The 10432-nt window shown below is 66.4% G+C and carries 19 protein-coding genes and 1 pseudogene; all 20 read right to left on the reverse strand.

Annotated features, from left to right (window positions below):
- Positions 1–213 (reverse strand): 30S ribosomal protein S13 (gene rpsM / locus I5G_RS03540; RefSeq protein WP_022877823.1); only part of this gene is annotated, 213 nt, incomplete at its 3' end.
- Positions 214–367: 154 nt separating this feature from the next.
- Positions 368–484, reverse strand: coding sequence for a 50S ribosomal protein L36 (rpmJ, locus tag I5G_RS03545; protein ID WP_005050492.1), 117 nt, complete (start codon positions 482–484; stop codon positions 368–370).
- Between the two features lie 63 nt (positions 485–547).
- Positions 548–769, reverse strand: coding sequence for a translation initiation factor IF-1 (infA, locus tag I5G_RS03550; protein WP_013583992.1), 222 nt, complete (start codon positions 767–769; stop codon positions 548–550).
- 138 nt (positions 770–907) lie between these two features.
- A complete protein-coding gene (locus I5G_RS03555) occupies positions 908–1609 on the reverse strand; it encodes a thioredoxin domain-containing protein (RefSeq protein ID WP_148286389.1) in 702 nt (233 codons plus the stop codon).
- A complete protein-coding gene (gene map, locus I5G_RS03560; protein ID WP_022877825.1) occupies positions 1606–2448 on the reverse strand; it encodes a type I methionyl aminopeptidase in 843 nt (280 codons plus the stop codon). The genes I5G_RS03555 and map overlap by 4 nt, the downstream gene beginning before the upstream one ends.
- Before the next feature lies 1 nt (position 2449).
- Positions 2450–3040, reverse strand: coding sequence for an adenylate kinase (locus I5G_RS03565; protein WP_022877826.1), 591 nt, complete (start codon positions 3038–3040; stop codon positions 2450–2452).
- Positions 3037–4359: a preprotein translocase subunit SecY gene (secY, locus tag I5G_RS03570; RefSeq protein WP_022877827.1), complete on the reverse strand. Its 1323-nt coding sequence runs from the start codon at positions 4357–4359 to the stop codon at positions 3037–3039. The genes I5G_RS03565 and secY overlap by 4 nt, the downstream gene beginning before the upstream one ends.
- A gap of 109 nt (positions 4360–4468) precedes the next feature.
- Positions 4469–5005: a 50S ribosomal protein L15 gene (rplO, locus tag I5G_RS03575; RefSeq protein WP_022877828.1), complete on the reverse strand. Its 537-nt coding sequence runs from the start codon at positions 5003–5005 to the stop codon at positions 4469–4471.
- Positions 5005–5190, reverse strand: coding sequence for a 50S ribosomal protein L30 (gene rpmD / locus I5G_RS03580; protein WP_013583998.1), 186 nt, complete (start codon positions 5188–5190; stop codon positions 5005–5007). The genes rplO and rpmD overlap by 1 nt, the downstream gene beginning before the upstream one ends.
- Positions 5190–5846, reverse strand: coding sequence for a 30S ribosomal protein S5 (gene rpsE / locus I5G_RS03585; protein ID WP_228162597.1), 657 nt, complete (start codon positions 5844–5846; stop codon positions 5190–5192). The genes rpmD and rpsE overlap by 1 nt, the downstream gene beginning before the upstream one ends.
- A gap of 20 nt (positions 5847–5866) precedes the next feature.
- The gene (gene rplR, locus I5G_RS03590) at positions 5867–6226 is read right to left on the reverse strand and encodes a 50S ribosomal protein L18 (RefSeq protein ID WP_022877830.1); all 360 of its coding nucleotides are present in this window, start codon (positions 6224–6226) and stop codon (positions 5867–5869) included.
- Positions 6227–6228: 2 nt separating this feature from the next.
- Positions 6229–6765: a 50S ribosomal protein L6 gene (gene rplF / locus I5G_RS03595; RefSeq protein WP_022877831.1), complete on the reverse strand. Its 537-nt coding sequence runs from the start codon at positions 6763–6765 to the stop codon at positions 6229–6231.
- Between the two features lie 6 nt (positions 6766–6771).
- Positions 6772–7170, reverse strand: coding sequence for a 30S ribosomal protein S8 (rpsH, locus tag I5G_RS03600; RefSeq protein WP_022877832.1), 399 nt, complete (start codon positions 7168–7170; stop codon positions 6772–6774).
- Positions 7171–7262: 92 nt separating this feature from the next.
- Positions 7263–7853 carry a 50S ribosomal protein L5 gene (gene rplE, locus I5G_RS03605; protein WP_022877833.1) on the reverse strand — a complete coding sequence of 197 codons (591 nt, stop codon included), beginning with the start codon at positions 7851–7853 and terminating at the stop codon, positions 7263–7265.
- A gap of 2 nt (positions 7854–7855) precedes the next feature.
- A complete protein-coding gene (gene rplX, locus I5G_RS03610) occupies positions 7856–8215 on the reverse strand; it encodes a 50S ribosomal protein L24 (protein ID WP_022877834.1) in 360 nt (119 codons plus the stop codon).
- A 2-nt stretch (positions 8216–8217) separates the two neighbouring features.
- Positions 8218–8586 (reverse strand): 50S ribosomal protein L14, encoded by a 369-nt coding sequence (rplN, locus tag I5G_RS03615; protein ID WP_013584005.1) that lies wholly within the window; start codon positions 8584–8586, stop codon positions 8218–8220.
- Between the two features lie 34 nt (positions 8587–8620).
- Positions 8621–8953, reverse strand: coding sequence for a 30S ribosomal protein S17 (gene rpsQ / locus I5G_RS03620; protein WP_022877835.1), 333 nt, complete (start codon positions 8951–8953; stop codon positions 8621–8623).
- Positions 8953–9264: a 50S ribosomal protein L29 gene (gene rpmC / locus I5G_RS26680; RefSeq protein WP_013584007.1), complete on the reverse strand. Its 312-nt coding sequence runs from the start codon at positions 9262–9264 to the stop codon at positions 8953–8955. The genes rpsQ and rpmC overlap by 1 nt, the downstream gene beginning before the upstream one ends.
- A complete protein-coding gene (gene rplP, locus I5G_RS03630; RefSeq protein ID WP_022877836.1) occupies positions 9264–9683 on the reverse strand; it encodes a 50S ribosomal protein L16 in 420 nt (139 codons plus the stop codon). The genes rpmC and rplP overlap by 1 nt, the downstream gene beginning before the upstream one ends.
- Positions 9683–10261 (reverse strand): annotated as a pseudogene (rpsC, locus tag I5G_RS20385) (30S ribosomal protein S3); the annotation flags it as partial. The gene rplP and the pseudogene rpsC, both read right to left, overlap by 1 nt.
- Positions 10262–10432 lie beyond the last annotated feature (171 nt).

Consider the following 10432-nt stretch of genomic DNA (forward strand, 5'->3'; position numbering starts at 1 on the left):
CGACGGAGTCCCCTCCACCTTGTAGGTGCCCTCGATGTGGTCGCGGAGCGCGACCAGCTGGTCGTCGGTGAGGTCCTTGACGCGGACGTCCGGGCTGATGCCGGTCGCGGTGAGGATCTCGGTGGAGCGGGTGCGGCCCACGCCGTAGATGTAGGTAAGTGCGATCACCACGCGCTTGTCGCGCGGGATGTCGACGCCGGCGAGACGTGCCATGCGGCTCTCCTCAGAGTGTCGTGGAGGTGTGGAGCAGGATCGGTGCCCGGGCCTCCGCCCCGAGGTGTCCCCCGCATCGCGGGTTCTGATCCTGCCGTTGTGTATTCAGTTGGAAGTCGTTCGTCGAGTTCGCGCGGACCGCGTCCGCGCGGACTCAGCCCTGGCGCTGCTTGTGACGCGGGTTGCTCTTGCAGATCACCATGACGCGCCCGTGGCGACGGATCACCTTGCAGTGGTCGCAGATGGGCTTGACGGAGGGGTTGACCTTCATGGGGGTGTTTCCTGTTCGCTGTCTTCGATTCCGCCGGAGCGGATCGTTACTTCTCGGCCGGACTCAGCGGTAGCGGTAGACGATACGACCGCGCGTGAGGTCGTAGGGGCTCAGCTCGACGACGACGCGGTCTTCGGGGATGATGCGGATGTAGTTCTGCCGCATCTTGCCCGAGATGGTGGCGAGCACCTTGTGACCGTTGGTCAGTTCGACACGGAACATCGCATTGGGCAGTGCTTCCGACACCGTGCCCTCGATCTCGATGACACCGTCTTTCTTCGCCATAAACTCGCTCACGCTCATTGCAGACCGGCCGGTCTGCGGTGGATGGGGATTCGGTGCTGCGACACGCCAATGGAGGCGCAACGCACCAAAGATCAAGCATACGTGGTAGAACGCGATGCGGCAACTCGCCGCCTCGGTTCAGCCGTTGAGTCGACCGACGATGTCCTTCTGCGGGTCACCCGTCAAGTCGGTCTGGTTGACCAGGACCTTGCCGTTGATCGCGATAGTCGGCGTCGCGATACCGGAACCGGTCTGCGACGGCGTCTTCTTCGTCAACGCGGTGACGTACTTCGTGTACGTGCCGCCGGTGATGCACGAGGTCACGGCATCCGAGGCTCCGGCATCCTTCGCGATCGAGGCCAGGGTGGCGTCGTCGAGGCCGGCGGTGCCTTCCTTCGGCTGCTGCGCGTACATCGCCTTCACGAAGGCGGGGATGTTCGCGGGGTCGTCGACCGCCACGCAGTACGCCGCGTTCGCCGCGCGAGTCGAGTACTGCGTGCCCTGCGACTGCGAGTCCAGGATCGAGATCGGGTGGATGTTGAGCGTGATCTTGCCGTCGTCGACCAGCTGCTGCAGCGTCGGACCGTAGGACTGCTCGAAAGAGTTGCAGATCGGGCACATGAAGTCGATGTAGGTGTCGACCGTGTTGCTTCCGGACCCCACCGCGATCGCACCCGTGTCACCGTTCACGGCGGAGGACTGCGGGACCGTACCCGTCGACGTCGCTTGGCTGTTGGCGAACCAGACGACCCCGCCGATGATCAGCACGACCACGACGGCGGCCGCGGTCACCCCGATCGCGAACCAGTTAGTGGACTTCCGCGCAGCGGCCATCATCATGCGTCGATCTCCTTCGGCACCACTCCGAAGGGTGCCAGCTTCTCCGCACCGCCGTCGGGAGCGGTGAGGACCCAGACACCCCCATCGTGCACGGCGACGCTATGTTCCCAGTGGGAGCCCGCGGTGCCGTCCACGGTGGTGACGGTCCACCCGTCCTCCTCGACCTGGGTCTCCTGGTCGCCGATGACGACCATCGGTTCGATCGCGACGGCGAGTCCGGGGCGCACTTCCGCACCGCGCTCGGGCACGCGGTAGTTGAAGACGCTGGGTGCCTCGTGCATCTTGCGGCCGATGCCGTGACCGACGTAGTCGCGCAGGATGCCGTAGCCACCGGCGGGGGCATTGTCCTCGATGTAGGCCTCGATCGCGGCGCTCACCTCGCCGAGGTAGGACGCGCGGCTCAGAGCGGCGATTCCCGCCCAGAGCGACCCCTCCGTCACCTCGGACAGCCGTCGGCGGGGAGCGACCAGCTCCTCCGGGGCGTCACCGGGCACGATCATCGTGAAGGCGGAGTCGCCGTTCCATCCGCGGAGTTCTGCCCCGGCGTCGATCGACAGCAGATCGCCCGCCTCGAGCGGCCGATCGTTCGGGATGCCGTGCACGACCTCGTCGTTCACCGAGGCGCAGATCGTGTGCCGATACCCGCGCACCATCTGGAAGTTCGACTTCGCGCCCCGCTCGGTGATGACACGGGATGCCGCGGCGTCGAGCTCGAGCGTCGTGATCCCGGGAGCGATCAGATCTCGCACGGCATCCAGGGCGGCCGCCGTGATCAGGCCGGGTTCCACCATCGCCCGCAGCTGTGCGGGCTTCTTGTAGATCGAGGAGCGCAGGACCACGTCAGCGCGCCGGACGCAGGCCGCGCGCCTCGAGGGCGGCGAAGATGCGCGCGGTGATCTCGTCGAGGTCGCCGACGCCGTCGATCTCGTCGACGATCCCCCGCGTGCCGTACACGTCGAGGATGGGCGCCGTCTCGCGCTCGTAGATGCCGAGGCGCGTCGCGATCGCCTCCTCGGTGTCGTCCGCGCGACCCTGCTCCGCCGCGCGCGCGGTGAGACGCGACAGCGACTCCTCGCGCGGCACGACGAGCGCGATGACGGCATCCAACTGCTCGCCACGTCCCTCGAGGAACTCGTCGAGGTGCAGGACCTGCGCGAGGTTGCGCGGGTATCCGTCGAGCAGGAAGCCCTCCGCGGCGTCGGCCTGCGACAGACGGTCGCGAACGACAGCACTCGTCAGTTCGTCGGGGACGAGGCTCCCGGCGTCGATGATCGACTTCACCTGGAGGCCGAGCTCGGTCCCCTCGGCGACGTTCGAACGGAACACGTCGCCGGTGGAGACGACCGGTACTCCGAGGGCCTCGCCGACACGGACACCCTGAGTTCCCTTGCCCGAACCCTGAGGTCCGACGATCAGAAGACGTGCGGTCATCGCAGAAGCCCCTCGTAGTGACGCTGCTGGAGTTGCGCGTCGATCTGCTTCACCGTCTCGAGGCCGACGCCGACGATGATGAGGATCGACGCGCCGCCGAACGGGAAGTTCTGGTTGGCACCGACCGTCGCCAGCGCCACGAGCGGCAGCAGAGCGATGAGGCCGAGGTAGATGGAACCGGGGAGAGTGATGCGCGTGAGCACATAGTCGAGGTACTCGGCGGTGGGGCGACCCGCCCGGATGCCGGGGATGAAGCCGCCGTACTTCTTCATGTTGTCGGCGACGTCGACCGGGTTGAACGTGATCGCGACGTAGAAGTACGTGAAGCCGACGATCAGCAGGAAGTACACCAGCATGTAGAGCGGGTGGTCACCGCGCGTCAGGTACTGCGAGATCCAGGTCACCCACGGCGCCGGTTCCTGACCCGCCTGCGGCTGGTTGAACTGCGCGATGAGCGCGGGGATGTAGAGCAGCGACGACGCGAAGATCACCGGCACGACACCGGCCATGTTGACCTTGATCGGGATGTAGGTGTTGGTTCCGCCGTACGTGCGACGCCCCACCATGCGCTTGGCGTACTGCACCGGGATACGACGCTGCGACTGCTCGACGAACACGACGAGCGCGACGACGACGATGCCGACGGCAAGGACCAGGAGGAAGACCTCCACGCCGCGGGTGTTCAGGATCGCGAACATCGCGGCCGGGAACGTCGCGGCGACCGAGGTGAAGATCAGGATCGACATGCCGTTGCCGACACCGCGCTCCGTGACGAGCTCGGCGAACCACATGACCAGGCCGGTGCCGGCGGTCATGGTGATGATCATGAGCAGCTGCGCCCACCAGATGTCGTTGGTGAGCAGCTGCTGGCACTCGGGCGCACCACCCGTGCCGAGCAGCTGACCCGACCGGGCGACGGTCACGAGGGTCGTGGACTGCAGGAGCGCGAGCGCGATCGTCAGGTAGCGCGTGTACTGCGTGAGCTTGGCCTGACCGGCCTGTCCCTCTTTGTACAGCGTCTCGAAGTGCGGGATGACCACACGCAGGAGCTGCACGATGATCGTCGCCGTGATGTACGGCATGACGCCCAGCGCGAAGATGGACAGCTGGAGGAGCGCGCCACCCGAGAAGAGGTTGACCAGCGAGAGGAGCCCCTCGGTGCTTCCCGACGATGCGAGACAGCTCTGGACGTTCGGGAAGTCGACGAATGGCGTCGGCACGTGGGCACCCAGCCGGTAGATGGCGATGATGCCCAGCGTGAAGGCGATCTTCCGCCTCAGGTCGGGCGTGCGAAAAACCCGCGCGATGGCGCTGAACAAGGGGATTCCTCCAGAACGATCTCGGCGCGCGACGAGGCGCACTCGGAATCAGACTAACCCAGAAGGGGCCGACGGCCACACGGCCGCCGGCCCCTCCCCGGGTGATACGTCAGTTGATCGAGCCGCCGGCGGCGACGATCTTCTGCTCGGCGGAGCCGGAGACCTTGTCGACCGTCACGTTGAGCGCGACCGAGATGTCGCCGGTGCCGAGCACCTTGACCTTCTCGTTCTTGCGCACGGCGCCCTTGGCCACCAGGTCGACGACGGTCACGTCGCCACCCTGGGGGTAGAGCTCGGCGAGCTTGTCCAGGTTCACGACCTGGTACTCGACCCGGAACGGGTTCTTGAAGCCGCGGAGCTTCGGGGTGCGCATGTGCAGCGGCATCTGCCCACCCTCGAAACCGACCTTGACCTGGTAGCGGGCCTTGGTTCCCTTGGTACCGCGACCGGCCGTCTTACCCTTCGAGCCCTCACCGCGACCGACACGGGTCTTCGCGGTGTGAGCGCCCGGGACGGGACGCAGGTGGTGGACCTTCAGCACGCCGGGGCGCGCCGCGGGGGCGGCATCCTTCTTCGCGGCCGTCTTACGGGCCGGAGCCTTCTTCGGGGCGTCGACCGTGGCGGTCTCGTCCTTCTTGTCAGCCATTAGTCGATCTCCTCAACCTTGACGAGGTGGGCGACGGTCTTGACGTAGCCGCGCGTCTGCGCGTCGTCGGGACGGACGACCGAGTCGCCGATCCGCTTCAGACCGAGCGAGCGCAGCGTGTCACGCTGGTTCTGCTTCTCGCTCACCTTGGACTTGATCTGCGTGACCTTCAGACGCTCGGCCATCAGGCACCTACCTTCTGAGCGGCGGCCTCGGCGCGCACGAGGCGGGCCGGGGCGACCTGGTCGAACTCCAGACCGCGGCGGGCGGCCACGGCGCGGGGCTCCTCGAGCGACTTCAGAGCCTCGACGGTCGCGTGCACGATGTTGATCGTGTTCGACGACCCGAGCGACTTCGAGAGGACGTCGTGGATGCCGGCGCACTCGAGGACGGCGCGGACGGGACCACCGGCGATAACACCGGTACCGGCGGCGGCGGGGCGCAGGAGCACCACACCGGCGGCAGCCTCACCCTGGACGGGGTGGGGAATGGTCGAGCCGGAGCGCGGAACGCGGAAGAAGTTGCGCTTCGCCTCCTCGACACCCTTCGAGATGGCGAGGGGGACTTCGCGGGCCTTGCCGTAGCCGACGCCCACGACGCCGTTGCCATCACCCACGACGACGAGCGCCGTGAAGCTGAAGCGACGACCGCCCTTGACGACCTTCGAGACGCGGTTGATCGTCACGACGCGCTCAAGGAACTGGCTCTCGTTGCGGTCGCGCGACCCACGGTCACGCTGGTTGGCGTTGCGCTCGCGACCACCGCGGCGGGGCTCGCGCTCACGCTCGGCGGGTGCCTGGGACCCAGCCGCACCCTCAGTCGGTGCAGTCTGCTCGGTCACTTCGGTCTCCTTGTTGTCACTCACAGGTTCAGCCCTCCTTCGCGGGCGCCTTCGGCGATCGCGGCGACACGACCGGCGTAACGGTTGCCGCCGCGGTCGAACACGACGTCCGAGAAGCCGGCGGCCTTGGCGCGCTCGGCGACGAGCTCGCCGACCTTGCGGGCCTTGGCGGTCTTGTCACCGTCGAACGAACGCAGGTCAACCTCGAGGGTCGAGGCCGACGCCACGGTGTGACCCTTGCTGTCGTCGACCAGCTGGACGAAGACGTGGCGGGCCGAACGCGTCACGACGAGACGGGGACGGAGCTCCGTACCCACGACCTTCTTGCGCAGACGAGCGTGGCGACGCGCGCGGGCGGCGGACTTTGTCTTGATAGCCATGGCTACTTACCACTCTTTCCGGCCTTGCGGCGCACAACCTCGCCCGCGTACCGCACACCCTTGCCCTTGTAGGGCTCGGGCTTGCGGATCTTGCGGATGTTGGCGGCGGCCTCGCCGACGGCCTGCTTGTCGATGCCGCTCACGGTCAGCTTGTTGTTGCCTTCGACCGTGAGGGTGATGCCCGCGGGCGGGTCGATCAGGACGGGGTGCGAGAAGCCGAGGGCGAACTCGACCGAGCTGCCCTTCTGCGCCACGCGGTAACCCGTGCCGACGACCTCGAGGCCCTTGGAGTAGCCCTGGGTGACACCGATGATGTTGTTGTTGATGAGCGTGCGGGTCAGGCCGTGGAGCGACCGCGACTCGCGCTCGTCGTCGGGGCGGGTGACGAGAACCTGGTTCTCCTCGACCGACACCTCGAGGGGGGATGCCACGGAGAGCGTGAGCTCGCCCTTGGGTCCCTTGACGGCGACCTCCCGGCCGTTCACCGTGACGGTGACTCCGGCGGGGATGTCGATGGGAAGACGTCCGATACGCGACATGTCAGATCACCACACGTAGGCGAGGACTTCCCCGCCGACGCCCTTCTGCTCGGCCTGACGGTCGGTGAGGAGACCGGAGGAGGTGGACAGGATGGCCACGCCCAGACCGCCGAGGACCGTGGGGACCTCGGTGGACTTCGCGTACACGCGGAGGCCGGGCTTCGAGACGCGCTTGATGCCGGCGATCGACCGCTCGCGGTTCGGGCCGTACTTCAGCGTCAGGGTGAGGGTCTGGCCGACGCGGGCGTCCGAAACGGACCACTCGGCGATGTAACCCTCCTGCTTGAGGATTTCGGCGATGTGCGTCTTGAGCTTGGAGCTCGGCAGCGACACGGAGTCGTGGTGCGCCGAGTTCGCGTTGCGCAGACGGGTCAGCATGTCTGCGACCGGGTCTGTCATCGTCATGTGTTGCTTCTTTCGATCATGAGGTTTCGACTGCCGTTACACGACAGCCGACCTTCGATGAGAGGCCCCCGGGATGCCGGGGGCCCGGGGGCTCAGGCCTGAGCGTCCGCCGACTGGAACGGGAAGCCGAGCTGGCGGAGCAGCGAGCGGCCCTCGTCATCGGTCTTGGCGGTGGTGACGATGGTGATGTCGAAACCACGCACGCGGTCGATGCGGTCCTGATCGATCTCGTGGAACACGGACTGCTCCTGGAGACCGAAGGTGTAGTTGCCGTTGCCGTCGAACTGCTGGGCCGAGAGACCGCGGAAGTCGCGGATACGGGGCAGTGCGAGGTTGACGAGGCGGTCGAGGAACTCCCACGCACGGTCGCCACGGAGGGTGACGTGCGCACCGATGGCCTGGCCCTCGCGCAGCTTGAACTGCGCGATGGACTTGCGGGCCTTGGTGACGATGGGCTTCTGACCGGTGATCTTGGTGAGGTCGTCGACCGCGCCATCGATCACCTTGCTGTCGCGAGCTGCCTCGCCGACACCGGTGTTCACGACGACCTTGACCAGGCCGGGGATCTGCATGACGTTCGCGTAGCCGAACTCTTCCTGCAGGGCCTTCTTGATCTCGGTGTTGTACTTCTGCTTCAGGCGGGGCTGGATCTTGCCAGCCACCGCGGCAGTGTCGGTGCTCATATTCAGAGGTCCTTGCCTGACTTCTTCGCGTAGCGCACGCGGACGGTGCGCTTGACGCCGTCCTTCACCTGCTCCTCGACGCGGTGACCGACACGGGTCGGCTTCTTGGTCGAGGGGTCGACGATCGCGACGTTGGAGATGTGGATCGGGGCCTCGAACGTCTCGATGCCACCGGTCTTGGTGCCGCGCTGGGACTGGCCGACGCGGTTGTGCTTCGTGACGTAGTTCACGCCCTCGACGATCACGCGGTTCTGCTCGGTGAGGACCTCGAGGACCTTACCCTGCTTGCCGCGGTCGCCGCCCTTGTTCTGCTTCTTGCCCGAGATGACCTGAACCAGGTCACCCTTCTTGATCTTCGCCATGATCAGATGACCTCCGGGGCGAGCGAGACGATCTTCATGAACTTCTTGTCGCGAAGCTCACGACCGACCGGTCCGAAGATACGGGTGCCGCGGGGCTCCCCGTCGTTCTTCAGGATCACGGCGGCGTTCTCGTCGAACTTGATGTACGAGCCGTCGGGACGACGGGTCTGCTTGACCACGCGGACGACGACGGCCTTGACCACGTCGCCCTTCTTGACGTTTCCACCGGGGATCGCGTCCTTGACCGTGGCGACGATGACGTCGCCCAGGCCCGCGTAGCGGCGGTTCGAGCCGCCGAGCACGCGAATGGTCAGCAGCTCCTTGGCGCCGGTGTTGTCGGCGACCTTCAGCCGGGATTCGTTCTGAATCACTTGTTACTCCTTGGGTTCCAAGCAGCCGCGAGGCTTACTTGGCCTTCTCGAGGATCTCGACCAGACGCCAGCGCTTGGTGGCGCTGAGCGGACGGGTCTCGTTGATGACGACCAGGTCGCCGATGCCGGCCGAGTTCGTCTCGTCGTGGGCCTTGACCTTCGACGTGCGACGGATGACCTTACCGTAGAGCGGGTGCTTCACGCGGTCCTCGACCTCGACGACGATCGTCTTGTCCATCTTGTCGCTGACGACGTAGCCGCGACGCGCCTTGCGGTAACCGCGGGCGTTCTCGTCGCGCACGTCGTTGGCGGCGTGCTCGTGGCCAGCGACCTGCGCCTCGGCCTCTGCCTTCTTCGCGGTAGCCATTACTCCGCCTCTTCCTTCGCGGCGTCGTCGGCGGCATCCGCCTTCTTCGCCTTGCTCTTCTTCGCCTTCGTCGCCTCGACCGGGGCCGGCGTGGCGCGGATGCCGAGCTCGCGCTCGCGGATCACCGTGTACAGCCGCGCGATGTCGCGCTTGACCGCACGGATGCGGCCGTGGCTCTCGAGCTGGCCGGTGGCCGACTGGAAGCGCAGGTTGAACAGCTCTTCCTTGGCCTTGCGCAGCTCCTCGACGAGGCGCTGGTCTTCGAACGTGTCGAGCTCGCTCGGGGCGAGCTGCTTGGTGCCGATCGCCATTACGCGTCGCCCTCCTCGCGCTTGATGATGCGTGCCTTCAACGGCAGCTTGTGGATTGCTCGGGTGAGCGCCTCGCGAGCGAGCTGCTCGTTCACGCCCGCGACCTCGAAGAGGACACGGCCCGGCTTGACGTTCGCGACCCACCACTCGGGGGAACCCTTACCGGAACCCATGCGGGTTTCGGCCGGCTTCTTGGTGAGCGGACGGTCGGGGTAGATGTTGATCCACACCTTTCCACCACGCTTGATGTGACGCGTCATCGCGATACGAGCGGACTCGATCTGACGGTTGGTCACGTAAGCGGGGGTGAGCGCCTGGATGCCGAACTCACCGAACGACACCTGGGTGCCACCGGTGGCCTGGCCCGAGCGGCCGGGGTGGTGCTGCTTGCGGTACTTGACCTTGCGGGGGATGAGCATTACGCCGACGCTCCTTCTGCCACGGGGGCCTCATTGCGCGGGCCACGACGACGGTCGCCACCGCGGTCGTCACGACCGCGCGACTTGGGCGCGTTGGCCTGCTCGCGAGCGAGCTCCTTGTTGGTGAGGTCGCCCTTGTAGATCCAGACCTTCACGCCGATGCGACCGAAGGTCGTCTTGGCCTCGTAGAAGCCGTAGTCGATGTTCGCGCGGAGCGTGTGCAGGGGCACACGGCCTTCGCGGTAGAACTCCGACCGGCTCATCTCCGCGCCGCCGAGACGGCCGGACACCTGGATGCGAACACCCTTGGCGCCGGCGCGCTGCGCACCCTGCAGACCCTTGCGCATCGCGCGGCGGAAGGCCACGCGGGCGGAGAGCTGCTCGGCGACACCCTGCGCGACGAGCTGAGCGTCGGCCTCGGGGTTCTTGACCTCGAGGATGTTGAGCTGGATCTGCTTGCCGGTGAGCTTCTCGAGGTCGGCGCGGATGCGCTCGGCCTCGGCGCCGCGGCGACCGATCACGATGCCCGGGCGGGCGGTGTGGATGTCGACACGGACGCGGTCACGCGTGCGCTCGATGGTCGAGACGACGATTATCTAAACATATTCAGGAAATACTTCAATGAGGATTGGGTGGATGCGCATAACAGAAAGGCGGGCCACCCTCGCTTTGGCTTTGCTGACAGTCGACTTCCTCTAGTCCTGCACCACAACGCCCCTAACAATACTCCCCCGGTAATCTGGAAGCTG

Origin of the sequence: Microbacterium sp. B19 (assembly GCF_000333395.1) — a bacterium.
Taxonomy (GTDB): domain Bacteria; phylum Actinomycetota; class Actinomycetes; order Actinomycetales; family Microbacteriaceae; genus Microbacterium.